The organism is Rhodococcus sp. 114MFTsu3.1 (assembly GCF_000383555.1).
Lineage (GTDB): Bacteria > Actinomycetota > Actinomycetes > Mycobacteriales > Mycobacteriaceae > Rhodococcoides > Rhodococcoides fascians_E.
Genome location: NZ_KB911548.1, coordinates 41,588 through 66,106, shown reverse-complemented (window position 1 = coordinate 66,106; position 24,519 = coordinate 41,588). Strand labels below are relative to the sequence as shown.

General features: G+C 65.3%; 22 protein-coding genes and 1 pseudogene. 12 read left to right on the top strand and 11 right to left on the bottom strand.

Annotated elements, in window-relative coordinates; all coding sequences use genetic code 11:
- Nucleotides 1-53 precede the first annotated feature (53 nt).
- A complete protein-coding gene (locus H292_RS27080; RefSeq protein WP_231383813.1) occupies nt 54-1,667 on the top strand; it encodes a BCCT family transporter in 1,614 nt (537 codons plus the stop codon).
- Here H292_RS27080 and H292_RS0110505 read toward each other — a convergent pair.
- The gene (locus tag H292_RS0110505; protein ID WP_020111400.1) at nt 1,618-3,159 is read right to left on the bottom strand and encodes a dolichyl-phosphate-mannose--protein mannosyltransferase; all 1,542 of its coding nucleotides are present in this window, start codon (nt 3,157-3,159) and stop codon (nt 1,618-1,620) included. The two genes, H292_RS27080 and H292_RS0110505, sit on opposite strands and share 50 nt — an antisense overlap.
- Before the next feature lie 36 nt (nt 3,160-3,195).
- Between H292_RS0110505 and rsmI the strand changes: the two genes are divergently transcribed.
- Nucleotides 3,196-4,044, top strand: a complete 849-nt coding sequence (rsmI, locus tag H292_RS0110500) for a 16S rRNA (cytidine(1402)-2'-O)-methyltransferase (protein ID WP_020111399.1) — start codon at nt 3,196-3,198, stop codon at nt 4,042-4,044.
- Here rsmI and H292_RS0110495 read toward each other — a convergent pair.
- Together H292_RS0110495 and H292_RS0110490 are read right to left on the bottom strand one after the other, a co-directional pair.
- Nucleotides 4,021-4,449, bottom strand: coding sequence for an SRPBCC family protein (locus H292_RS0110495; RefSeq protein ID WP_020111398.1), 429 nt, complete (start codon nt 4,447-4,449; stop codon nt 4,021-4,023). The genes rsmI and H292_RS0110495 overlap by 24 nt on opposite strands.
- Before the next feature lie 15 nt (nt 4,450-4,464).
- Nucleotides 4,465-5,496 (bottom strand): alpha/beta hydrolase, encoded by a 1,032-nt coding sequence (locus H292_RS0110490; protein WP_020111397.1) that lies wholly within the window; start codon nt 5,494-5,496, stop codon nt 4,465-4,467.
- A 117-nt stretch (nt 5,497-5,613) separates the two neighbouring features.
- Between H292_RS0110490 and H292_RS0110485 the strand changes: the two genes are divergently transcribed.
- Nucleotides 5,614-6,996 carry a WS/DGAT/MGAT family O-acyltransferase gene (locus tag H292_RS0110485; protein ID WP_019664534.1) on the top strand — a complete coding sequence of 461 codons (1,383 nt, stop codon included), beginning with the start codon at nt 5,614-5,616 and terminating at the stop codon, nt 6,994-6,996.
- A gap of 11 nt (nt 6,997-7,007) precedes the next feature.
- Here the strand turns inward: H292_RS0110485 and metG are convergent, their stop codons facing one another.
- Entirely contained in the window at nt 7,008-8,564 is a 1,557-nt protein-coding gene (metG, locus tag H292_RS0110480; protein ID WP_020111396.1) for a methionine--tRNA ligase, read from the bottom strand.
- Between the two features lie 20 nt (nt 8,565-8,584).
- Between metG and H292_RS0110475 the strand changes: the two genes are divergently transcribed.
- The 3 genes from H292_RS0110475 (at nt 8,585) to rsmA (ending at nt 11,656) form a co-directional block, all read left to right on the top strand.
- On the top strand, nt 8,585-9,415 hold the full coding sequence (locus H292_RS0110475) for a TatD family hydrolase (RefSeq protein ID WP_027498739.1): 831 nt from the start codon (nt 8,585-8,587) through the stop codon (nt 9,413-9,415).
- Between the two features lie 201 nt (nt 9,416-9,616).
- Nucleotides 9,617-10,744 carry a resuscitation-promoting factor gene (locus tag H292_RS0110470; protein WP_020111394.1) on the top strand — a complete coding sequence of 376 codons (1,128 nt, stop codon included), beginning with the start codon at nt 9,617-9,619 and terminating at the stop codon, nt 10,742-10,744.
- Nucleotides 10,745-10,780: 36 nt separating this feature from the next.
- Nucleotides 10,781-11,656 carry a 16S rRNA (adenine(1518)-N(6)/adenine(1519)-N(6))-dimethyltransferase RsmA gene (rsmA, locus tag H292_RS0110465; RefSeq protein ID WP_019664538.1) on the top strand — a complete coding sequence of 292 codons (876 nt, stop codon included), beginning with the start codon at nt 10,781-10,783 and terminating at the stop codon, nt 11,654-11,656.
- 11 nt (nt 11,657-11,667) lie between these two features.
- Here the strand turns inward: rsmA and H292_RS0110460 are convergent, their stop codons facing one another.
- Nucleotides 11,668-12,654, bottom strand: coding sequence for a helix-turn-helix transcriptional regulator (locus tag H292_RS0110460; RefSeq protein WP_020111393.1), 987 nt, complete (start codon nt 12,652-12,654; stop codon nt 11,668-11,670).
- Between the two features lie 70 nt (nt 12,655-12,724).
- Between H292_RS0110460 and H292_RS0110455 the strand changes: the two genes are divergently transcribed.
- From H292_RS0110455 to H292_RS0110440, 4 genes are all read left to right on the top strand, one after another.
- Nucleotides 12,725-13,660: a 4-(cytidine 5'-diphospho)-2-C-methyl-D-erythritol kinase gene (locus H292_RS0110455; RefSeq protein WP_027498738.1), complete on the top strand. Its 936-nt coding sequence runs from the start codon at nt 12,725-12,727 to the stop codon at nt 13,658-13,660.
- Nucleotides 13,660-15,456: an ABC-F family ATP-binding cassette domain-containing protein gene (locus H292_RS0110450; protein WP_020111391.1), complete on the top strand. Its 1,797-nt coding sequence runs from the start codon at nt 13,660-13,662 to the stop codon at nt 15,454-15,456. Before H292_RS0110455 ends, H292_RS0110450 begins: the two co-directional genes overlap by 1 nt.
- A 91-nt stretch (nt 15,457-15,547) precedes the next feature.
- On the top strand, nt 15,548-16,012 hold the full coding sequence (locus H292_RS0110445) for a GNAT family N-acetyltransferase (protein ID WP_020111390.1): 465 nt from the start codon (nt 15,548-15,550) through the stop codon (nt 16,010-16,012).
- Nucleotides 16,009-16,686: a DUF4166 domain-containing protein gene (locus H292_RS0110440; RefSeq protein ID WP_020111389.1), complete on the top strand. Its 678-nt coding sequence runs from the start codon at nt 16,009-16,011 to the stop codon at nt 16,684-16,686. Before H292_RS0110445 ends, H292_RS0110440 begins: the two co-directional genes overlap by 4 nt.
- Before the next feature lie 9 nt (nt 16,687-16,695).
- Here the strand turns inward: H292_RS0110440 and H292_RS0110435 are convergent, their stop codons facing one another.
- The 3 genes from H292_RS0110435 to H292_RS0110425 all read right to left on the bottom strand — a co-directional run bounded on the left by H292_RS0110435 (nt 16,696) and on the right by H292_RS0110425 (nt 19,714).
- Nucleotides 16,696-17,307 carry a hypothetical protein gene (locus H292_RS0110435; RefSeq protein ID WP_020111388.1) on the bottom strand — a complete coding sequence of 204 codons (612 nt, stop codon included), beginning with the start codon at nt 17,305-17,307 and terminating at the stop codon, nt 16,696-16,698.
- A gap of 92 nt (nt 17,308-17,399) precedes the next feature.
- Nucleotides 17,400-18,053 (bottom strand): nicotinamide riboside transporter PnuC, encoded by a 654-nt coding sequence (pnuC, locus tag H292_RS0110430; RefSeq protein WP_020111387.1) that lies wholly within the window; start codon nt 18,051-18,053, stop codon nt 17,400-17,402.
- Entirely contained in the window at nt 18,053-19,714 is a 1,662-nt protein-coding gene (locus H292_RS0110425) for a peptide chain release factor 3 (protein ID WP_020111386.1), read from the bottom strand. The genes pnuC and H292_RS0110425 overlap by 1 nt, the downstream gene beginning before the upstream one ends.
- A 145-nt stretch (nt 19,715-19,859) precedes the next feature.
- Between H292_RS0110425 and H292_RS0110420 the strand changes: the two genes are divergently transcribed.
- Nucleotides 19,860-21,494, top strand: a complete 1,635-nt coding sequence (locus H292_RS0110420) for a fatty acyl-AMP ligase (RefSeq protein WP_019664547.1) — start codon at nt 19,860-19,862, stop codon at nt 21,492-21,494.
- Between the two features lie 87 nt (nt 21,495-21,581).
- Here the strand turns inward: H292_RS0110420 and pth are convergent, their stop codons facing one another.
- From pth to H292_RS27075, 3 genes are all read right to left on the bottom strand, one after another.
- Nucleotides 21,582-22,160 (bottom strand): aminoacyl-tRNA hydrolase, encoded by a 579-nt coding sequence (pth, locus tag H292_RS0110415; RefSeq protein WP_020111385.1) that lies wholly within the window; start codon nt 22,158-22,160, stop codon nt 21,582-21,584.
- An 89-nt stretch (nt 22,161-22,249) separates the two neighbouring features.
- On the bottom strand, nt 22,250-22,891 hold the full coding sequence (locus H292_RS0110410) for a 50S ribosomal protein L25/general stress protein Ctc (RefSeq protein WP_170945143.1): 642 nt from the start codon (nt 22,889-22,891) through the stop codon (nt 22,250-22,252).
- A gap of 154 nt (nt 22,892-23,045) precedes the next feature.
- A complete protein-coding gene (locus tag H292_RS27075) occupies nt 23,046-23,678 on the bottom strand; it encodes a TetR/AcrR family transcriptional regulator (RefSeq protein WP_020111384.1) in 633 nt (210 codons plus the stop codon).
- 60 nt (nt 23,679-23,738) lie between these two features.
- Here H292_RS27075 and H292_RS27870 point away from each other — a divergent pair.
- A pseudogene (locus H292_RS27870) lies at nt 23,739-24,503 on the top strand (DMT family transporter); the annotation flags it as partial.
- Nucleotides 24,504-24,519 lie beyond the last annotated feature (16 nt).

Below are 24,519 nucleotides of genomic sequence, written 5' to 3'. Positions count from 1 at the left end.
CACCTACTCGGAAATTCGCCACGCCACCACGGTGATAGTGCTTCACTTCACCTATGGCAACGAATACCGAGCGGTCCCAGGGTTCAGTCGTTTCCGGATCGACACCGCACCCACCGCGCACGGATTACCTGGTGTTCGGCACGACGGCAGCGATCACCGCCGCGATTCTGGTGTGGGGCCTGCTCGCTGCCGACTCGCTCGAATCCACGACGACGTCGATCCTGAGCTGGTTGGTGACCAACATCGGGTGGCTGTTCATCATCGCGGCCTCGGGGTTCGTCGTGTTCTCGATCTACCTCGCAGTCAGCAAGTTCGGCAGGATTCCGCTCGGAAAAGACGGCGAGAAGCCGGAATTCAAGACGGTCAGCTGGATCGCCATGATGTTCAGTGCCGGCATGGGGATCGGGTTGATGTTCTTCGGCGTCGCAGAACCCCTGTCTCACTTCGTGTCTCCGCCCCCGGGATCGGACGGCACCGTCGGGGCTGCGATGGCGACGACGATGTTCCACTGGAGTCTGCATCCGTGGTCCATCTACGCGGTGGTCGGACTCGCCGTGGCCTACGGAACGTATCGACGCGGCCGTAAGCAGCTGATCAGTTCGGCGTTCATCCCGTTGCTGGGGCGCCGCGCGGAGGGCCCCATCGGCAAGGTCATCGACATCCTCGCGATCTTCGCCACCATGTTCGGCACCGCCGCGTCGCTCGGTCTCGGCGCACTCCAGATCGGCTCGGGATTTCAGGTTCTCGGCTGGCTGGGGGAGGCGGGCACCCTGCTGCTCGTCGCGATCGTGGCACTGTTGACGCTCGCCTTCGTCGCCTCGGCAGTCTCGGGCGTCGCGAAAGGCATCCAGTGGTTGTCCAACATCAACATGGTGCTGGCGCTGGTTCTCGCGGTCTTCGTCTTCGTCCTCGGACCGACCGTGTTGATACTCAATCTGATTCCGACGACCATCGGTGACTACGCCAGCCAGCTCGTGCACATGTCGGCTCGGTCCGCAGCGGCAGGCGACGGCGGCGAAACCGCCACCTGGTTGTCATCGTGGACCATCTTCTACTGGGCATGGTGGGTGTCCTGGACGCCGTTCGTCGGCATGTTCCTCGCACGAATCAGCCGCGGCCGCACCGTCCGCGAGTTCGTCGTCGGCGTGATCCTCGTACCCAGCACGGTCAGCCTGGTCTGGTTCTCCATCTTCGGTGGAGCGGGTATCGCCGAACAACAGAACGGAATCGATCTCGCGGGCCGGGACAGCAGCGAGTCCCAATTGTTCGGCATGCTCGAGAATCTGCCCGTCGCAGGGATTTCGAGTGTCCTGGTCATGGTGCTCGTGGCCATCTTCTTCGTCTCGGGAGCCGACGCCGCATCGATGGTGATGGGCACACTGAGCCAACGCGGTAGTCAGGAACCGAGCAGATGGGTCGTCGTGTTCTGGGGCGTGCTCACCGGCGGCATCGCCGCGCTGATGCTGTGGACCGGCGGCGCCGACGCACTGAACGGGCTCCAGACCATGACCATCATCGCCGCCGCACCGTTCGTGCTCGTGATGATCGGGCTGTGCATCTCGCTCTACCGCGACCTCTCCCACGACCCCCTTGTGAGCAGAACTCGGACTCCGGGGTCTAACGCCAGGAAGGCAACCAGAGCTGCTGCTGCCACAGATCCGGAGTGATGGGCATTCCCGTCAGGATCGGCCACAACCAGATGAAGTTCGCCACGACGAGCGCCACGTAGAGGCACACGAGCATCAGCCCCGTGCCACGTCGCTCCACCGACGCTCGCGCCCGGCCGATGATCTGCCCCAGGATCAGTGCGAATCCCATGACCATGAACGGCGCGAGCGCGACAGCGTAGAAGTAGTACATCTGCCGATCCAGCGTGGCGAACCACGGCAGATACGCTGCGCCGTAGCCGGTCAGCACGACGGCGAATCGCCAATCCCGACGGACCAGCATCATCCACAGGCACCACAGCAGCATCGGAACCGCGAGCCACCACATGGCCGGGGTGCCGATGAGCATGATCGCCTTGACGCACGAGCTCGCCGAGCATCCCTGAACGGTGTCGCCCTCGGCGAAGTAGTACAGCATCGGCCGCAGACCCATCGGCCACGTCCACGGCTTCGACTCCCACGGGTGGACGTTGCCCGCCGAGTTCGTCAGACCCGAGTGGAACGTGAGCACGTTGCCGCTGTAGTACCACAGTGATCGCAGCGCAGCGGGCACGAACGAGAACGGCCCGTCCGTGCCGATCTGGTTGCCGACGGCATGTCGGTTCACGCTGGTCTCGCTGGCGAACCACCCTGCGTAGGTGCACAGGTACACGATCAGCGGAATCACCACCAGCGCGTAGAGCGCGGGTCCGATGTCGCGTACTGCCGTGCCGATCCACGGCCGCTGCACCCCGCTCGCACGCCGCGCTGCGAGATCGAACGCGACCGACAACAGACCGAAGAATACGATGAAATAGATCCCGGACCACTTGGTTCCGCACGCCAAGCCCAGCAGGATTCCCGCGCCGAACCTCCACCAGCGCACCCCCATTCGTGGGCCGTACACGCTGGCGGCGATGCGACCCTCCGCCTGGACCTTCGCCATGCGTCGTCGAACGTCGTCTCGGTCGACGACCAGACACCCCATCGCGGCCGTCACGAAGAACGCCAGGAAGATGTCCAACATCCCGATGCGCGACGAGACGAACGTGACGCCGTCGACGGTCAGCAGAATGCCCGCGATCGCACCGACCAGCGTCGAGCGGGCAAGACGCCGCACGATCCGAATCACGATCAGCACCAGCAGAGTTCCTGCAACCGCCGCGGAGAACCGCCAGCCCCACCCGTTGTAGCCGAAGAGTGCCTCGCCGACGGCGATCAGCTGCTTTCCGACCGGAGGATGAACCACCAATCCGTACCCGGGGTTGTCCTCGATTCCGCCGCCGGTGAACACCTGCCAGCCCTGCGGCGCGTAATGCTTCTCGTCGAACACCGGAGTACCGGCATCGGTGGGGTAGCGCAGCATCGCGAACCGCGTGACGGCCGCGAGCGCCGTGATCACCAGAGTGACGATCCACCCCCGCCGACGATCGGTGTCGCGGTAATAGTCGGCAGCGGGTGTACTCGGCCCCGGACTGACTACGTATCGCTCGGTCGACTCGCGTAGGGCCACACACCGATCGTAGGGGTCGAGTCCCGGTGGAGAAGAATGGGCGCCATGCTGATCCTTGCCGCAACACCGATGGGCGATCTGGGTGACGCGTCCCAGCGACTCCGCGACGCCTTGGCCACGGCCGACGTCGTCGCAGCCGAAGACACCCGCCGGACGAAACAGCTGGCGTCGGGGCTCGGGGTCGCCATCACCGGCAAGATCGTCAGCTTCTACGACCAGGTGGAGACATCCCGGCTTCCCGGGCTGGTCGACGCTGTCCGCGACGGCAAATCGGTCCTGCTCGTCACCGACGCCGGAATGCCGTCGGTCAGTGACCCCGGCTACCGCCTCGTCGCCGCATGCGTCGACGCCGACCTGCCGGTGACGTGCCTACCCGGCCCGTCCGCAGTCACCACCGCCCTCGCACTCTCCGGATTGCCCGTCGAACGCTTCTGCTTCGACGGCTTCCCGCCGCGCAAACAAGGCGGCCGACGCCGATTCTTCGAATCCCTCGCCACCGAATCGCGCGCCTGCGTCTTCTTCGAGGCCCCTCATCGCCTCTCCGACTGCCTCGCCGACGCCGTCGCAGTACTCGGCCCCGACCGCCGCGCCGCGGTCTGCAGAGAGCTCACCAAGACCTACGAGGAAGTCAAGAGAGGCACCCTCGGCGAACTCGCCGACTGGGCTGCCGACGGCGTACGCGGAGAAATCACCGTCGTACTCGCCGGAGCCGTCGCCGTGGCGTCGGAACCGGAAGACCTCATCGACGACGTCGAGGAGCTGGTGGCGTCGGGCATGCGGTTGAAGGATGCCTGTGCCCAGTTGGCAGTCGGCGGCGTGTCCAAGCGGGATCTCTACGAGGCGGTCCTGGCTGCGAGAAGCTCAGCCGACGACTTGCTGACGTAGCCCTTCGGTTGCGGCCGCGAGGATAGTCTTGGTGCCCTTCTTGACGAGGAAACCCGGGATCGGGATCTTCGGGTCGACCGTCAGTGAGAACGTCACGTGTGTTCCCTTGTCGGTCGGAGTGAGGGTGTACTCGCCGTGCTGGGACTTCTGCTGAGAACCCTCGACGAGGTCCCAGACGACTTTGTCGTCCGCCCAGGTGTATTCGACGGTCTGCTCGTCGTTGATGCCGAGGATCGATACCGACATCTTCACGTGATGGGGCTTGCCGTCGTCGAATCGGTCGATGATCTCGATCTTCTTGTGGACGGGCGACCACGCGGGTAGCCCTTCGACGTCCATGAGTACGTCCAACACCGCTGCCGGCTCGGCCGCGATGTCGACCTCTGTATCTGCTGTGACTGCCATGAGAAGAAAGGTAACTCAGGCGGAGTCGGCAGTGGCCGACATTGGGCTGTGGGCTTTGACGAACGCGCCGAATTTGCGTACCGCGCGGTGCGCTTCGGGCACGAAGTCGGCGGCCTGGAACACGTGTACCTGGTTGTCCCACACCTGAAGTTCGCAGTCGACGCCTGCTGCGGCGAGGCGCTCGGCCATCAGTTCGGCGTCGGCGAGCACCATTTCGGTGGAACCCGCCTGGATCAGAACCGGAGGTAGGCCGACGAGATCCGCGTCGACGGGTGAAACTCGTGGTCCCCGTTCGCCTTCGACGACGATGCGGGCATCCACTCGGTCGGCGAGGACCGTCAGGGCGGGTACGGCCCCGGCAGGGAAGACCGCGCACTTCGATGCGTTGGCGTGTTCGAGCTTGCCGCTGGGGTCCATGTCGGTCAGCGGCGACATGGTCGCGATACCAGCCGGTGTCGGCAGTCCGAGATCGCGCAGCATCAGAGCGACCATGAAGGCGAGGTACCCGCCTGCGGAGTCGCCGGCGATGACGATCTGGTCGGCGCGGTACCCGGATTCCAACAGGAAGCGGAAACCGTCGACGCCGTCCTCCACCGCATGTGCGATGGGGTTGCGCGGCATCATCCGGTAGTCGACCGACAGAACCGGAGCGTCCGCGCTGGCCGAGACACGTGAAGTCAGACGCCGGTGGCTGTTCAGCCCGCAACAGACGAAGGCGCCTCCGTGCAGGTAGAGCACCACGCGGTCGTTGGAAACGCCCTCGGCGCGGATCCATTCCGCCTCGCACTCGGCGAGCGTCACCTTGCTGTGGCGGGTTCCCTTGAGCGGCGGCACCAGCATTCCCGCGTAATCGACGAGGCCCATCGGCCACGGAAGAGCGGACGTCTTGGACCACACCGTGAGGAAGGGGCGAACCGTGAGCTGCAGATACGTCGAAAGAGCGCGCGAGTGAAAGCTGCGACCGTGCATGTCGAGCCTGGTGGGGACGCCTCCGGGCGTCGGCTGGGGCAGAGCGGTGAGCACGGTGGTCATCGTCCTCGCCTCCATTTCGCGTCTTCTTGGAACTCCTGGTAACGGACAATAACCCGTGACCTAGTCTGTCTAAACATGCGGTCGTGTTCGATGTCACACCGTGATCGAAACTAGGCGGAAAGGTGATCGCAGATGGCGCTCATGCCTGTTACCGAGTCCATGTTCTTGATCGCGGAGTCTCGCGAACACCCTATGCACGTCGGCGGATTGCAGTTGTTCGTTCCGCCTGGTGACCCCCACGAATTTGCAGAAGAAATCCACAAACAATTCACAACGGGCGACGTGCACGATCTGTTTCGAAAACGCCCCGGCCGACCGGTGAACGTCATGGGAAGCCTCGCCTGGTCGAGGGAAGACGACATCGATTTCGAATACCACGTGAGGCGCGTGGTACTGCCTGCTCCTGGTCGCATCAGAGAACTCTTCCAATTTCTCTCGCTGCACCACAGTGCACCCCTCGACCGGTACCGGCCGATGTGGGAACTGCACATCATCGAGGGCCTCGCCGACGGCCGGATCGCGCTCTACACCAAGGTTCACCACTCGCTCGTCGACGGCGTGTCCGCGCTCAAGCTGATGTTGAACACCCTCACCACCGACCCCGACGACCGCACCGGCGTCGCCACGTGGGATCCGTCGCTGTTCCGGGAGAAGAAGCGCAAGGAAGCGCCGGGAGCGCTGGAAAGGGTCTCCGGGGGGTTGTCTCTCGGTCGCAAGCTTGCCGGCGACATCGCGGACTTCGTACCTGCCGCAGCACGATTGGGCGTGCGCGCCGTCCGCAACGAAGGTGCGCAACTGCCGCTGCGTGCGCCGCGAACGATGTTCAACGTGCCGATCGGTGGTGCGCGACGCTTCGCGGCCGAAAGCTGGTCGATCAGCCGAATGAACGCGGTCGCAAAGGCATTGGACGTTACCCTGAACGACATTCTGCTCGCCATGTGCTCGGGAGCCCTACGGGGATATCTGATCGATCAGGACGCCTTGCCTGAATCACCCTTGATCGCAATGGTTCCCGTCTCGCTCCGCAAGCCGGGCGAGGACAGCGGACCGGGCAACTCCGTATCCACCATCCTGTGCAATCTCGGTACACACCAACCGGATCCGCTGGACCGGCTCGCCACCATCACCGACTCCACCGTCAAGGGCAAGGACATGATGCGGGAGTTCAACACTCTCGAATCCCTCGCCTTCGGCGCCGTCACCATGCTGCCACTGCTCTTCGGACCGGTACCCGGCTTCGTCAACAACACCCCGCCGCCGTTCAACGTCATCATCTCCAACGTCCCCGGAACGAAGGACGAACTGTACTGGAACGGCGCCAAACTCGACGGAATCTACCCGGCGTCCATCGTCTGCGACGGCATGGCGCTGAACATCACCGTCGCAAGCAACGGCGACTCGCTCAACTTCGGCCTCATCGGCTGCCGTCGCAGCGTCCCACACCTGCAGCGCATGCTCACACACCTGGAGAACTCACTGGAGGAGCTGGAGAAGGCGGTCTCTGCGTCTGCGTGAGGGATGAACCCTCAGAGGTCCTTCACCTCGTACTTGGGGAAGACCGGTGACGGTGCGGGCAGAGGCGAACCCGGCACCATGCGGGTGCCGATGTCGGAGAACTGGTTCGCCGGGCCGCCGAGGAGTTCGAGGATGCGAGCGGCCGACCCCGGCATGACCGGCTGCACCAGAATGCCGACGATGCGCAGGACTTCGAGCGTCACGTACAGCACGGTGGCCATACGGTCCGGGTCGGTCTTGCGCAGCACCCACGGTTCCTGCTGGGAGAAGTAGCGGTTGGTCTCGCCGAGTACCGACCAGATCGCTTCCAGTGCCGTGTGCAGCGCTTGGACGTCGAATTCCCGGCGGCAGATCTCGAGCAGTGCATCGGCGCGGGCCAGCAAAGCTTCGTCGTCGGTCGTGAACGGCCCCGGCGTCGGGACCTTTCCTTCGAGGTTCTTGGCCACCATCGTCAGCGAGCGCTGCGCGAGGTTGCCGAGCTCGTTGGACAGGTCTGCGTTCATGCGGGTGACGATGGCCTCGGCGCTGTAGCTGCCGTCCTGGCCGTAGGAGACCTCGCGCAGCAGGAAGAAGCGCAGCGGGTCCAGGCCGAACTCGTCGACGAGCGCGAACGGGTCGACGACGTTGCCGACCGACTTCGACATCTTCTCGCCCTTGTTGTTCAAGAATCCGTGCACGAACACGCGCTTGGGCAGCTCGATGCCCGCGGACATGAGGAACGCCGGCCAGTACACGGTGTGGAAGCGGGTGATGTCCTTGCCGATGATGTGCAGGTCGGCGGGCCAGTACTTGGCGAACTTCTCCGACGAGCCGTCCGGGTAGCCGACGCCCGTGAGGTAGTTGGTCAGGGCGTCGACCCAGACGTACATGACGTGCTCGGGATCGTTCGGGACCTGCACGCCCCAGTCGAACGTGGTGCGCGAGATGGACAGGTCCTTCAGTCCGCCCTTGACGAAGCTGACGATTTCGTTGCGCCGCGTGTTGGGCGCGATGAAGTCGGGGCTGCTGTCGTACAGCTCGAGCAACTTGTCCTGGTACGCCGACAGCTTGAAGAAGTACGTCGACTCCTCGGTCCACTCCACCGGCGTGTTCGTCTCGGTGGCCACGCGGGTCCCGTCGTCGGCGACGGTCGTTTCGCCCTCGGTGTAGAACGCCTCGTCTCGTACCGAGTACCAACCGGAGTACGTGTCCAGGTAGATGTCGCCGCGCTCGACCATCTTCGACCAGATCGCTTTGCTCGCCTCGTGGTGATCGGCGTCCGTCGTGCGGATGAATCGGTCGTAGGAGATGCCGAGTGTCTCGTCGAGCTTCTTGAACACGTCGGAGTTGCGCGTCGCGAGGTCGCGGACGTCGATGCCCTCTTTGGTGGCCGTCTGCTGCATCTTCAGGCCGTGCTCGTCCGTGCCGGTCAAGAACATGACGTCGTATCCGTCGAGTCGCTTGAATCGAGCGATCACGTCCGTCGAGATGTACTCGTATGCGTGGCCGATGTGCGGGACACCGTTGGGGTACGCAATGGCGGTCGTGACGTAGAAGGTGGGCCGTGAGGCATCAGCTGGCGCAGTCATGGTGCGCCTACTCTATCGGCGTGAGTAGAGAACGTCCTGCACCACCTTTGCCGGAAGCGCTGTCGCCACTCGTCGACGCGCACACACACCTCGATGCCTGCGGCGCGTCCGACGCCGGGAGCGTGGCCGAGATCCTGGATCGGGCCGAGTCCGTCGGCGTCGGGAGAGTCGTGACCGTCGCCGACGACCTCGAGGCCGCGCGCTTCGCCGTCGACGCCGCGAACTGGGACTCTCGGGTCTGGGCGGCCGTCGCGATCCACCCGACGCGGGCGAACGTTCTCGACGACGACGTCAGGGCGGAGATCGAGCGGCTGGCGTCGGATCCTCGGGTCGTGGCCGTCGGCGAGACGGGACTCGACTACTACTGGCCGGGCAAGCTCGACGGGTGCGCGACCGTCCCCGAGCAGCAGGACGGTTTCCGTTGGCACATCGACCTGGCAAAGCGGCTCGGTAAGCCGTTGATGATCCACAACCGCGAGGCCGACGACGACCTGCTGTCCGTGTTGACGGACGAGGGCGCGCCGGAGACGGTGATCTTCCATTGCTTCTCTTCGGGTCCGGAGACCGCGCGAGCGTGCATCGACGCCGGCTACGTGCTCAGCCTCTCCGGCACGGTCAGCTTCAAGAACGCCCATGCACTGCGCGAAGCGGCCGTGCTGATTCCGGACGGCCAACTGCTCGTCGAGACCGACGCGCCGTTCCTGACGCCGCATCCCTTCCGCGGTGCACCGAACGAGTCGTACTGCCTTCCGTACACAGTGCGCGCATTGGCGGACATCCGCGGTGCCGATCCGGTCGAGCTCGCGTCGCACGTCACCGCCAACGCCGAGCGGGTGTACGGCCTCTCCTGACGCCTACTTTCGCTCACCTTCCAGTCATCCGCTCGTGTTGCAACCTGTGCGAGTGACTGAAAGATGTGCGGCAGCGGCCCCGGGTGATCGAACGTCACGTTCGCTCCGGACCGGGTGAGCAGAGTTGCGGTAGCTGCATCAATTCGTTACCGTACCGTGATCCAGCCGACGGGCTCTGCCCGAAGAACTCAGGAATTGCTTGTGTCCAGTATTGCTCGCCTGAACTCCTCCAGGTCCACGATGTTGTACCTGGTGGTCGCTGCGCTGCTGGCCACTCTGATCGTCGGGGGCGCCACCGCGGTCGCACGTCACAAAACGGTGACGATCGACGTCGATGGCGAAATGATCACGCTCAGCACCATGACGGGAGACGTCAACGGTGCTCTGCAGGCCGCAGGCTACGAAACAGGCGACAAGGACCTGGTAGCACCCTCGGGTGACTCGGAATTGTCGGATGGTGAGACGGTCGTCCTCCGTCGCGCTCGAGAGCTGAGTGTGACGGTGGACGGCCAGCCTCAGCAGATCTGGACGACCGCGCTGACCGTCGACGAGGCGTTGCAGCAGATGGATCTGGCCGAGGATGTGCACGTGTCCGCGTCGCGCGGCGAACGTCTTCCGCTGGAGGGCACCGAACTGGACGTGGCGTTGCCCAAGGCAGTGTCCCTGGTCGACGGCGCCGCACCTGCCGCACCGCTGACCCTGGCTGCGCCCACCGTGCGTGAGTTCCTGGAGGAAGCGGGCAAGCCGCTCGAGCAGGCCGACACCGTGACCCCCGCGCCGGACGAGAAGGTCGAGGACGGCATCGAGATCGTCGTCACCCGTGACCGTACCGAGACCAAGACCGAGACCACCGACGTCGAGCCTCCGGAGCAGCGCATCGAGGACCCGACGATGAACATGTCCAGGACCGTCGTCGAGAACCCGGGTTCGCCGGGCGTCTCCGACATCACCTGGGAGATCAACACCGTCAACGGCCAGGAAGTGGGCCGCGAGAAGGTCGACGAGGACATCCAGGTTCCCGCACAGCCCAAGGTCGTGCGTGTCGGAGCGAAGCCGGGAACCGAGGTCCCGCCCGTCGAGAACGGTGCGATCTGGGATGCGCTCGCGCAGTGCGAGGCAACCGGCAACTGGGCCATCAACACCGGCAACGGCTTCTTCGGCGGCGTGCAGTTCGATCAGAACACCTGGGAACGTCAGGGCGGACTGAAGTACGCCCCCCGCGCGGACCTGGCCACCCGCGAGGAACAGATCGCCATCGCGTCCGTCACGCAGAAGTCCCAGGGCTGGGGCGCCTGGCCCGCGTGCACCTCGCGACTCGGCTATCGGTGACGAACCATCGAGTGACGGGTGCGTAGAGTTTTCACAGTGTCCGAACATGTGAGAGAACCCGCGGCGCTGCTCGGACCCGCGGAAGTACGGTCTCTCGCCGCAGAACTGGATGTCCGTCCCACCAAGCAACTCGGACAGAACTTCGTCCACGACGCCAACACCGTCCGTCGCATCGTCGCCTCGGCGGGTGTCGGGGGAGCGGACACCGTGCTCGAGGTCGGCCCCGGACTCGGCTCGCTGACGCTGGCGCTTCTCGATGTCGCCGACGCTGTGATCGCGGTCGAGATCGATCCCAAGCTCGCCGCACGGTTGCCGCAGACGGCAGCCGAACGAGCGCCGTCACACGCCGACCAGTTGACCGTCGTCGAGTTCGACGCGCTTCGGGTCACTGCTGCGGACATTCCCGGTGACCCGTCCGCTCTGGTCGCGAACCTGCCGTACAACGTGGCGGTTCCGGTTCTGCTGCACCTGTTCTCGCAGTTACCGACGCTGCGCACCGCATTGGTCATGGTGCAGGCCGAGGTTGCGGACAGGCTCGCGGCGGACCCGGGTAGCAAGATCTACGGAATCCCGAGCGTCAAGGCCAACTTCTTCGGCACCGTCAAACGTGCAGGCTCAGTCGGGCGTTCGGTGTTCTGGCCGGTGCCGAAGGTCGAATCAGGACTGGTTCGTATCGATCGGTACGCCGAGCCTCCGTGGCCGATGGACGACGAGCACCGCCGTCGCGTCTTCGCCGTCGTCGACGCAGCATTCGCGCAGCGCCGAAAGACGTTGAGAGCAGCGCTTGCCGGATGGGCGGGTTCGCCGGTAGAAGCCGAGCGGCGGCTGCGTGAAGCCGACATCGACCCCAGTGCCCGCGGGGAAACCATCGACGCCGCGGCATTCGTGCGGTTGGCGGGCACTCGAGCCTGATCCTTCGCCCCTCATCGATCGACTGTCGAGCGCACACTCGCCAGATACCGTTCGCTGAGAAGGCTGTGTCGCTGAGCCACTTTCAGGCACTCGTCGCGCAGTTCGGGAGGGTCGAGGACGGTGAACGGCGTGTCGAAGGCCGAAAGCCATCGTGCAATGGAGGCGAGTGAGTCACCGGACAGGATGAGGGTGCACGCGTCCTCGGAGCCGGATTCGAGGGTGCCCCACTGCTCGTCGACCATCGGTGCGATCGTTTCGATGGATGCCGCCAGTTCGATGCGTGCCTGCACTCGGGTGAAGGTGCGGTCGATTCCGGCGGCGACGAATGCCGCGGCACCGCCGTCGGGAAGTGGTCGCGGGGTGAATCGCGGGCCGGTGGGGATCTTGGGTTCCAGCCTGTCCACGCGGAAGGAACGCCAGTCCTCGCGCAGCAGGTCCCACCCGAGCAGATACCAGCGTGCCCCCGAACGTACGAGGCTGTAGGGCTCGACTTCGCGGCGGGCTTCCGTGCCGTCGTGGCGGCGGTAGTCGAACCTGAGGCGTTCGTGGTTGTGACAGACCCCGGCGACGGTCGACAGCACCGTGGCGTCGACCGCAGACACCGCCGTGCGTTCGACGACGTCGATCCGCAATGCGTCGAGGCGGTGCTGGATGCGCGACGGCATCACCTGGCGCAACTTGGTCAGCGCGCGCAGCGACGCCTCCCCGATGCCCGCTACGGAGCCTCCTGCTGCGGATTGGAGGCCGAAGGCGACGGCGAGGGCTTCGTCGTCGTCCAGGAGCAGCGGTGGCATCTCGGCACCCGCACCGAGTTGGTATCCGCCGCCCACCCCGGCCGTCGCGTTCACGGGGTACCCGATCTCGCGGAGTTTGTCGACGTCGCGGCGGACGGTGCGCGGCGTGACGTTCAGCCTGTCGGCCAGGTCGGCTCCGGCCCAATCACGACGTGTCTGGAGCAGTGACAGCAGCTTGAGCAGTCGTGCAGATGTTTCCCGCATGGGTTCGATGATGGCAGGTATTGCGGACGGATGCTGTCCTCGAACCGATGCTCGATTAGTCTTGAACACCGTGCTCTCAGTTGTCCACAGTCCCGTTGTCGTTCGGGCTCCGTCCAAGGTCAACCTGCATCTGTCCGTGGGTGACCTCCGCGAGGACGGCTACCACGAACTGACGACCGTCTTTCAGGCGCTCTCGCTGTCCGACGAGGTCTCGGTGGTGCCGTCGCAGGGTCTGAAGGTGATCGTCAAGGGCGCCGACGCGAAGAGTGTGCCGACGGACGAGCGGAACCTCGTGTGGAAGGCCGCTGTGCTTCTGGCGGACAAGGTGGGGCGTGAACCTCTCGTCGAGATCACGATCGACAAGGGAATCCCCGTCGCGGGCGGCATGGCCGGTGGTAGTTCCGATGCCGCGGCGACCCTCGTCGCACTCGATTCGCTGTGGAAGCTGGACCTCTCGCGCAGCGAACTCAGTGATCTCGCCGCTCAGCTCGGCAGTGATGTCCCGTTCGTTCTGCACGGCGGAACGGCGGTAGGGACGGGCCGCGGCGAGAAGCTGCTTCCGGTGTTGTCACGCAACAGTTTCCACTGGGTGCTGGCGCTGGCCAAGGGCGGATTGCAGACTCCTGCCGTCTTCGCCGAACTGGACGAGCTGAGGGCGAAAGGCGATCCGCCCCGATTGGGCGATCCGGACGCCCTGATGCAGGCCCTGGTGAGCGGCGACGCCCACGCTCTCGCTCCACTTCTGGGCAACGACCTCCAAGCCGCGGCGGTGTCGCTCCTCCCGCAGCTGCGTCGTACGTTGCGAGCAGGCCTGACCGCAGGTGCTCTGGCCGGGATCGTGTCCGGATCCGGCCCGACCTGCGCATTTCTCTGTGCCGATTCCGATACCGCGGTGTCGGTCGGCGCCGAACTCTCCGGTGCAGGCGTCTGCCGTACCGTGCGTGTCGCGAGCGGACCCGTTCCCGGCGCTCGTGTAGTCACTAGTGAATCGATTGGTTTCCCCTGATGGTCAATCTCGTCAATCTCGAAAACGTCTCCAAGTCCTTCGGTGTCAAACCGCTGCTCGACGGCGTCTCGCTCGGTGTGCAGGAGGGCGAGCGCATCGGCATGGTCGGCCTCAACGGAGGCGGCAAGACAACCACTCTCGAAGTGCTCGCAGGTCTCGAACCCCCGGATTCCGGGCGCGTCAGCCGCGTCGGCGGGCTGCGGATGGCCGTCGTGACGCAGCGCGGGGTTCTGCCGCCGGGATCGACCGTCGGACAGGTCGTTCTGGATCCGCTCGGCATGGCCGAGCACGAGTGGGCCGGTGATTCGCGGGTCCGCAACATCCTGACCGGCATCGGTATCGCGGACCTCGGTCCTGCGGGCAGCTCGGGTCTCGACGCCACCATCGACAACCTGTCCGGCGGCGAGCGTCGCCGTGTCGCGTTGGCGGCAGCCCTGGTTCAGGATCTGGATCTGCTGGTGCTGGACGAGCCGACCAACCACCTCGACGTCGAGGGTGTGCAATGGCTTGCGGCTCACCTGGTGTCGCGGCGCAGTGCGCTCGTCGTCGTGACACACGATCGGTGGTTCCTCGACACCGTCGCCAACCAGACGTGGGAAGTAGTCGGCGGCAAGGTCGAGACGTACGAGGGTGGGTACAACGACTGGATCTTCGCGCGCGCCGAACGTGCCCGCCAGGCCGATGCGTCGGAAGAGCGTCGTCGAAACCTCGCACGTAAGGAGCTCGCCTGGCTGCGGCGCGGTGCTCCGGCTCGAACGTCCAAGCCCAAGTACAGGATCGAAGCCGCCGAGGCCCTCATCGCCGACGTGCCTGCGCCCCGAGATTCCGTGGCATTGGCGTCGTTCGCGAAGCGCAGGCTCGGACGGGTCGTCATCGAACTCGAGGACGCCCGCCTCGAAACTCCCGACGGCCGTGAGCTGGTGAAGGACTTCACGTGGCGTCTGGCGCCGGGTGAACGCGTCGGACTCGTCGGCGTCAACGGTTCCGGCAAGACGACGCTGCTGCGTACCCTCGCGGGCGAGCTGGAACCGGCGACCGGCAAGAGGATTCAAGGTCAGACCGTGGAGATCGGTTGGCTGAGACAGGAATTGGACGATCTGCCGAAGAACCTGCGTGTTCTCGACGCCGTCAAGGAAGTCGCGGAGCGAATCACCCTCGGTGACAAGGAGATCTCCGCCGGTCAATTGGCCGAACGGTTGGGGTTCACGCCTGCGCGGCAACGCACGCCCGTCGGCGATCTGTCCGGCGGCGAGCGTCGCAGGCTTCAGCTGACGCGTGTGCTCATGGCCGAGCCGAACGTGCTGCTGCTCGACGAGCCGACCAACGACCTGGACATCGATACGCTGCAGCAGCTCGAGGACCTGCTCGACGGTTGGGCCGGAACTCTCGTCGTGATCAGCCACGATCGTTACCTGATCGAACGTATCTGTGATTCGACGTGGGCTCTGTTCGGTGACGGCAAGCTCACCAACCTGCCCGGAGGGATCGAGGAGTACCTGCGGCGGCGTGCGGTTCTCGCGGCCGAGGCGACGCCGGATTCCCTGACGACCGGGGGGACGGCGAAGAAGGCGGTGCGCGACGCCGCGTCCGAGCGGGCAGCGCGTAAGGAACTGAGCAAGCTCGAGAAGCTGGTGGTCCGGTTGTCGGATCGCGAGATCGCGCTGCACGCGGAACTCGCGGAAGCGGCCACGGATCCGGGCAAGCTCGTGGAACTCGACACGGAGTTGAAGAAGGTTCTGGCGGACAAGGACGTCGCCGAGGAACGCTGGATGGAACTGGCTGCCGAGCTCGACTGACCTACGTGAGTGGCAACGTGGTGCCTATGGTCACTCCGCGGGCTCCGCTCCTGCCCCTGCCCTACATTTCCGCTCACATAGGGTGGGGTGCATGAACCCGACGCTGGTGCTCATGGACCCCGAGCGAGTCCGGCAATGGCTCGCGGGTACCAGGGAACGGTACGTGGCCGAACGCGTCGCGACGGGAGAGACGCAGGCCGAGGCGGAAGCCAATGCGGAGATTTCCTACCGGCTCACGTTCCCCGGTGGAGTGCCCACGCCGACCCAGCGCATCTTCGACGTGTTCGACGACGACGTACGCGTCGGCTACCTGTGGATCGCTCCGCGAAACGACGCGGAACCGCTGCACTGGTGGGTGTGGGACATCGAGATCGACGAGGAGTTCCGCGGTCGGGGGCTCGGCCGGGCGACGATGCGGCTGGCAGAGGATTCCGCTCGGTCGGAGGGAGCTGTGTCGTTGGGGCTCAACGTCTTCGGTGGCAACGCCGTCGCTCGGCAGTTGTACACCTCGTTGGACTATCGGGAAACGTCGATTCAGATGAGGAAAGACCTATGACATCCGTCGTGCGTACCGCTCTCGGTAGCGAGTTCGAGAAGCTCCATCCGAAGGTGCAGTGGAGGTTCGGTCTCGCATCCGGAGACCACCGATGCCAGCTCGGCGTGGGTGTCATGGAAGAAATGCGGCACTCGACGTTGATTCCGCCGCCGGTGCTGTGGCTCGGCGGAAAACGTGGGCTGTTTCCCGGTGGGCGGGGGACGGACGTGCCGTTCACGATCGAAAACTATGCGTACGTCGACGCTGTCGGCCGCGAGACCATGGCGTTCATTCGTCGGTTCGCGTTCGCCGGATCACCTCAGGGAATGAACTCGGTGATGGTGACGCCCGCTCGCACGACCGGCGCGGACTTCGCGCTGGACTACCTCGGCTTCTCCTCGGACATGATCGTCCAGACGACGTGCTCGGTCGACTCCGCCGGCGGCCTCGTCCTGGAGAGCGGTGCACCGCGGGTACTGGGAATCAGGATTCCGCAGCTGGCGTCGGCTCTGACCTCCGCGCGGGAGTGGTGGGACGAAGACGAACAGAAGCACCGCGTGCAGATCGACGTCACGAGCCCGCTGCTGGGCACGCTGTTCCACTATCACGGCTGGTTCACCGCAGAACAACACGAGTGCGCTCCGGCCGACATTCCGGCCGGAGCACACCCGTCGAAGCTGGTGGAACGGGAGTGACCTAGCGGGTCAGCGGTAACCCTTGGCCGGGTTCAGCAGGTCGAGAACGATGGTCTGGCCGTTGGATCGAACGTGAATCTCGGGGTTCTGCAGACCGCCGGACACCAGGTACTCGCCGAGGAGCTGCAGCAGCTCGTCCGGGCCGACGGACGTGTCCGGGGTGCGGATGTCGCCGGTGCGGCTACCGAGCTCGTTCTGAGTGAGGCGGCCCGCGATGCGCACGGACGCGACGCCCATGGCGGTGCGGCGGTCAGGGGCTCCGCCGCGGCCGGCGGCCGTGGACGTCGAGCCCGACGAGTGGGTGGAACGGCCATTGGTAGGCAGGCCGTGCTCGGAGATCTGATCGCTAGTAGTCACTTCAACCTCGTTCGAATCCTTGGAGGGCTGCTTCGGCGTTGTGCTGTCGGCTTCTTGCTTCGTCTCGGCCTTCGATGCGGAGTTCTCTGTCGACTTCGCGGCTGCTGGGTCCGCAGCCGCACTGTCGGTCGCCGCGTCCGAGGGGGAGTTCGACTTGGACGCCGAGACGCCGCTGGCCAGCTTGGGAGTAGGCGTGCTCAACCGGTGAGCCGGCGCCTGGCCGATCTTGATTCCCGCCAGCGGATAGCTGGATCCCTGCGTCATAGCGAGCCCTGCGTCATATCCAACCCCACATCAGAAGCGTGAAAACCTACTCGAAGTCCGTTCGGACCACCGAAGAATAACACTTCACCCGTTTAAGCGGAGATTTTCGAAGTACCGTTCGCCTTCTGAATGCGCAGCCACACCACGAAACCCCAGGCCACAAAGGCTGCGTACACAAGATACAGAAATGCGGACGGGTAGAAACCGGCACAGAACAGCAGCGGCACACCCACCACGTCGACGCCGATCCAGATCAGCCAGAATTCGGTGATTCCCCGTGCCATGCCGAACGTCGCGAGCAAGGATCCGGTGAAGATCCACGCGTCGGCCCATTTGCCGTAGGACCCGAGGTACCCGAACAGCTGGGCGAAGGCAGCGGTGCCGACGACCATCACCGCGATCATCGCGATGCGTTCCTTCGTCGACGCCCACCGCGGCAACACCGCCGTCTTGCGGGCCCGCGAGGTGCGCAGCCACTGCGACCAGCCGTAGACGCTGACCGCGATGAACAGCAACTGGCGCCCGGCTTGCCCGTACAGATCCAATGCCTGCGGCGTGTGAAAGGCGCCGCCGAGGAACACGGTGAACAGCAAGGCGTTGCCGATGATCCCCACCGGCCAGGCCCACACCACTCGCCGCATTCCCCCGATCGCCGACGCCAGGCCGAAGCCGTTGCCGACGATCTCGCGCCACAGGATGGGGTGTCCCGCGATGGAGACCTGCGCGTCGAGCAGCCCGAGGAGCACTATTCGCCCGCGGCGACGAGAGGCTCCAGCGTCAGTTCGGGCATTTCCTTCTCGAGGTACTGCAGACGCCACTTGTCGCTGACGAGTGCCAGCAACGCGCCGTCGGTGCGAGTGAAGACCTCGACGCCACGCTGGCGGCCGAGTTCGACGGCGGATTCGGTGTCGGTGCGGCGTGCGACGGAGTAGCCGAGCGGTTCGAGCCGGGCGTCGACGCCGAACTCGGACTTCATGCGGGCGGTGACCACCTCGAACTGCATCGGCCCGACGGCGGCGAGGACAGGGGAGGCGTCGCCGCGAATATCGTTGCGCAACACCTGAACCACGCCTTCGGAGTCCATCTGTTCCACGGCGCGACGGAACTTCTTGTACTTGTCCGCGCTGTCGACCCGCAGGGCAGCGAAGTGTTCGGGCGCGAAGGACGGGATGGGTGGAAACTCCACCTTCTTGTCGGTGAACAGGGTGTGACCCGGTGCCAGCGCGGTGGCGTTGACCAAGCCGACGACGTCGCCGGGGTAGGCGTTCTCCACGGTGGTGCGTTCGCGGCCGAACACCGTCAGTGCGTACTTCGTCGTGAACGGTTTGCCGGTCTGTGCGTGGGTGACCACCATGCCGCGCTCGAACACGCCGGACACGACGCGCATGAACGCCAACCGGTCGCGGTGCGCGGTGTCCATTCCCGCCTGGACCTTGAAGACGACGGCGCTGAAGGGATCGGTGACGTCTCGGACACCGCCCTTGACGTCGTCGCGCGGGCCGGGTGCGGGCGCGAGAGCGACCAGCGTGTCGAGGATCTGGCGGACACCGAAGTTCAGCATCGCGGAACCGAAGATCACCGGCGACGTCTGCCCCGCCAGGAACAGCTCCTGGTCGTGCGCCTGCCCGCTCGAGACCAGCAACTCGCTCTCCTCGAGAGCCGTCTCCCATTCGTCACCCTCGCGGGCGGCCGCGGCGTCGGCGTCGAGCAATTCCTCGGGGGCGATGGTCGCGCCGCCCGCGGTTCGGGTGAACCGGATGTAGTTGCCTGCGCGGACGTCGAGCAGACCGCGGAAGTCGCCCGCGATACCGACGGGCCAGTACAGGGGCGTCGGCGTCAGGCCGATCCGCTGCTCGATCTCGTCGAGAAGTTCCAGCGGCGACTGGCCGGGGCGGTCCCACTTGTTGATGACGGTGATGACCGGGATGCCGAACTGTCGGCACACCTGGAAGAGCTTGAGGGTCTGCGGTTCGAGGCCTTTGGCAGCGTCGATGAGCATGACCGCGGCGTCGACGGCCGTCAGGACGCGGTAGGTGTCCTCGGAGAAGTCGGCGTGACCAGGGGTGTCCACGAGGTTGATGACGTTGGTGTCGTCGACGGCGGCGTCGACCTGGTAGTTGAACTGCAAGGCCGTCGAACTGACCGAGATGCCTCGCGCCTTCTCCATCTCCATCCAGTCGGAGACGGTGGAGCGCCTGCCTGCCTTGCCGTGGATCGCGCCTGCCTCGGAAATGACACGAGCGTGCAGCGCCAGAGCCTCGGTGAGCGTCGACTTACCGGCATCGGGATGGGAGATGACGGCGAACGTCCGGCGCCTGGACACCTCGGCGGGAAGTTCCTTGTGAGCGTTCTTGGGGGCCGACTCGGTGGGCGCAGTGTTGGTCTCGACCGAATCCGGCGTACTCAAGCGAACCTCTTCTATTCACGGGGGCGGTGTTGCCGGTACCAGGGTACTCGTGGTCGTTCGTACGTTTTCTCGGGTAACGGCTCCGCGGGCCTGCGAATTTCAATAGCGTGGGTACAGGTCGGACCGTCGGCACAGGAGATGAGTTTTGAGCAGATTCACCGAGGAGATGTTCTCGACGGCGCGCACGAGCGAGCGGGGGCTCGTCACCGGTGAGCCGGATCAGGCGCTGAGGCAGTCCTGGGGCGAGATTCACCAGGTGGCGCGATCGATGGCGGGCGCACTCGCCGACGCAGGCATCGAACGCGGCGACGCCATCGGTGTCCTCGCCGGCCAACCGGTCGACATCGCGCCTGCGTGCCAGGCGACGTGGATGCGAGGCGGATCGGTGACGATGCTGCACCAGCCGACACCGCGTACCGACCTCGGGGTGTGGGGCACCGACACCGAGACGGTCGTGAAGATGATCGACGCGAAGGCTGTCATCCTGGGCGCCCCGTTCGACATCGCGGCGCCCATCCTCGAAGAACGCGGCATCACCGTGCTGAAGATCGACGACATGCGGGCGGGCCGGGACTGCGATCCCGTCGACACCGACGAGTCGGACATCGCACTGCAGCAGTTGACATCCGGATCCACCGGTTCACCGAAGGCCGTGCGCATCACGCACGAGAACTTCTACGTCAACGCGTACGCCATGATCGACCGCATCAAGTTCGACGTCGACTCCGACGTGATGGTCAGCTGGCTGCCTCTGTTCCACGACATGGGCATGGTCGGGTTCCTGACGGTGCCGATGCAGGTGGGTGCCGAGGTCGTCAGCATCACGCCGCTGGATTTCCTCCGGTCACCGCTCCTGTGGGCCAAGCTGATCCACAAGTACGGCGGAACCGTCACCGCAGCACCCAATTTCGCGTACTCGCTGCTCGCGCGGAGACTGTCGCAAGCCGAGGACGATCTCGATCTCGACCTGAGTTCGCTCCGCTACGCGTGGAACGGCGCCGAGCCCGTGGACCCGGACACGATGGCGGCGCTGGCCGAGGCCGGGGCGCCGTACAACCTCGATCCCCTCGCACTCGCGCCCGTGTACGGCATGGCCGAAACCACACTCGCCGTGTCCATTCCCGACCCGGGCCAAGGACAGGTCCTCGACGTCGTCGACGCCGATCTGCTCGAGGCGATGGGCCGAGCCGTCCCGTCGACCAAGGGCAATCTGCGACGCCTTGCGACACTCGGCAAGATGGTGCCGAACCTCGAAGGCCGTGTCGTGGACAAAGAAGGCCAGGTCCTCACTCCGCGCGGCGTCGGCATCATCGAAGTGCGCGGCAAAGCCGTCACACCGGGGTACATCACCGTCGACGGACCCGTCGCCACACAGGACGAGGACGGGTGGCTCGACACCGGCGATGTCGGCTACTTCACCGAAGAAGGACTGGTCGTCGTCTGCGGCCGCGTCAAGGACGTCATCATCATGGGCGGCCGCAACATCTACCCGACCGACATCGAACGTGCAGCAGGCTCGGTACGCGGGGTGCGACCGGGTAACGCCGTCGCGATCAGGCTCGACGCGGGCGACAAGCGGGAGAGCTTCGCCGTTGCCGTGGAGACCAACGACTTCCAGAATCCCGACGAGGTGAAGCGAATCGAACACGACGTCGTTCACGCCGTGCACTCGGAAGTAGGAGTACGGCCCAGAACCGTTGCCGTCCTCGGTCCCGGATCGATTCCCAAGACGTCCTCCGGCAAACTCCGTCGATCCAACTCGGCGGGTTTGCTGGGCTGAGTGGGACCGAGTCAGCACCTTTTTTGCAGACTTCGCACGCCTTCCAGTGCGAGAGCACGCGTGCCAGCTCGGCAAAAACGGTGCCAGCTACCTCGGATGAACCTGGTTCTGCGCTGCTTCGAGGCCGACGCGCAGGAGTAGTTCGGCGGCGTCGGCGGCTTCTTCCACGATGACGCCGAGGTCCTTGCGTTCGGCCGAGGAGAAGGGTTTGAGGACGTACGAGGCCGGGTCCATTCGGCCGGGAGGACGCCCGACGCCGACGCGCACACGCAGGTAGTCCTTGGTGCTCAGGTGCTGGGAGATGGAGCGAAGCCCGTTGTGGCCGCCTTCGCCGCCGCCGAGTTTGAGGCGGATGGCACCGAAGTCGATGTCGAGTTCGTCGTGGACTACGACGATGTTCGACGGCTCGACGGAGAAGAATCGTGCCAGGCCCGCGACGGGGTGCCCGGACAGGTTCATGAAGGTGCGGGGTTTGGCGACGATCACCGAGCGGTCCGCAAGGCGTGCTTGGACGATGTCGGAGTTCGACTTCTTGTGCGAGGAGAACTTCGCACCGATCCGGGCTGCGAGCGCGTCGGCGACCATGAATCCGACGTTGTGGCGGGTCGTTTCGTACTGTGCGCCGGGGTTACCCAGGCCGACGATCAGGGCCGTATCTGCAGTCACGGTTGATCATGCTCCCATCGAGAAGGGTGAAACGAGAACGCGCCGCTCCCGACGAGGGGAGCGGCGCGTGTCGTGATGCGGGGCTGAGATCAGCTCTCGTCGGAGCTTTCCTCGGATGCCTCTTCTTCGTCGACGACGTCGCCGGTCGGAGCTTCTTCGCCCTCGGCTTCGAGGTCTTCCTCGGTCGGGGCCTCGACGACGTTGACGAGCAGGAGCTCGGGGTCGGAGATCAGGGTGACGCCGGCCGGAAGGGTCAGGCCGCCTGCGAGGATCTGGGTGCCTGCCTCGACGCCCTCGACCGAGACCTCGACGGACTCGGGGATGGACAGTGCGTCGGCCTCGATCTCGACGACGGTCGAGTCGGTGGTGACCAGGGTGCCGGGGGCTGCGTCACCCTCGACGACGACGTTGATCTCGACGGTGACGCGCTCGCCCTTGCGCAGGACGAGGAGGTCGGCGTGCTCGATGCTGCGCTTGATCGGGTGAACGACGACGGACTTGGTCAGGGCGACCTGCTCCTTGCCGTCGATGTCGAGGGTCAGAACAGCGTTGGTGCCGTCCTTACGCAGGACTGCGGCGAATGCGCGGGTGTCGAGGGCGAGGTGCTGCGGGTCGGTGCCGTGTCCGTACAGAACAGCGGGGACCAGGCCGTCGCGGCGTGCGCGGCGTGCAGCGCCCTTGCCGAACTCGGTGCGTACAGCAGCCTTGAGGTTGTTTACTTCGTTCGACATCAGAGAACAGCTCCTTGAGATCACGGTGTGGGCAAGTGCTTCGTCGGGGCAGACACGAACGAGCACGGCCGAGGAGCCGAGCCGCGTCGATCACGGTAGTTCCTGTGCGGAGCTACCCTCGCCGAGACAACCCGGGAGACTCTACACGACCCCCTCACGTGAGTGGAAACGTAGACCTGGGGGAAGGAGCGGAGCCTGCGGAGCGACCGGACTGCAAGGCTCCACTCACGATTCCATTCACAAGGGTGGAGGCGATGGATCGGGCGACGTCGACGGCGTCGGCGCGAGCTCCCGCGGTGCTCATCACGACGGCGCCTTCGTGGATCAGGGACAGTTTCAGGCCGAGCTCGTCGGGTGCAGGCAGGCCCGCGTCCTCGGCGAGCTGGACGAACAGTGCTCGCGTCCAGTCCTTCTCGGATCGGATGACGTCCAGGGCCGGGTGGTCGGTCCCGCCGTATTCGGCGAAGGCGTTGACGAACCCGCAGCCGCGGTGGTTGTCGCGCATCCAGGAGGCCAGTGCGTCGTAGATGCTCAGGACGCGTTCGGGGCCGGTGGGGATCGGTTCGAGGTAGGCGTTGACGAACTCGCGCCATCTCTCGAAGCGTCGCTCGAGGTACCGCATCACCAGTCCGTCCTTGGAGCCGAACCGGTCGTAGAGCGTCTTCTTCGTCGTCCCGGCTTCGTCGGCGATGAGGTCGACGCCGACGGCCCGGATGCCGCGTTCGTAGAACAACGCGCTGGCGACGGTGAGGATGCGCTCGCCCGCGGGTGTCAAAGCCTTGGTCATGGGTGTCTCCGATCACAGGTCCACTGCAAGTATACATACCTGTATGGTTACCTCGTCGGTATGGACAAACTAGCGGCCACCGCTCTGGTGATTCTGTGGAGTTCCGGATTCATCGGCGCGGACCTCGGCACCGCCCACGCGCCCGCACACACCCTGCTGGGATGGCGGTACCTCGTTGCTGTCGCGATCCTCGGTGCCTGGTGCTGGTATCGAGGGCTCCGCACGACCTGGGCGGGGGTTCGCCGGCAGAGTGTGCTCGGCTTCTTCAGCCAGTTCCTCTACCTGGCGTGCGTGTTCGGGGGCGTCGGGCTCGGTGTTCCGGCGGGTACGGCGGCGCTGATCGCGGCCATGCAGCCCCTGGTCGTGGCGGGCCTGGCTGCACGTCTGTTGGGCGAGGGTTTCGGCGTCGGCAAGTTCGTGTCTCTGACCGTGGGATTCGGTGGAGTCGTCGTCGTGGTCGCCGGTGACCTCGGCGGTGAGGGTGCGCCCTGGTTCGTGTACCTGCTGCCGCTGGCGGGCATGGTGTCGCTGGCCGTCGGCACCGTTGTCGAACGCAAGCTGCGCACGACGGAACCGATTCCGCTCGCGATGCTGATCCAGGCGTGCGTCGCGGCCGGACTCTTCATGGGATGGAGCGCGGTTCTCGGCGACGCAACGCCGCCCGTCACGGTCGGCTTCTGGGGCGCGGTCGCGTGGTTGGTCGTGCTGTCGACCTTCGGCGCATACGGCACCTACATGTTCGTCCTGCGCCGCAGCGGGGCCACCCGTGTCAGCGCGCTGCTCTACCTCACACCTGCGACGACGATGGTGTGGGCTCTGCTGATGTTCGGCGACCCCATCA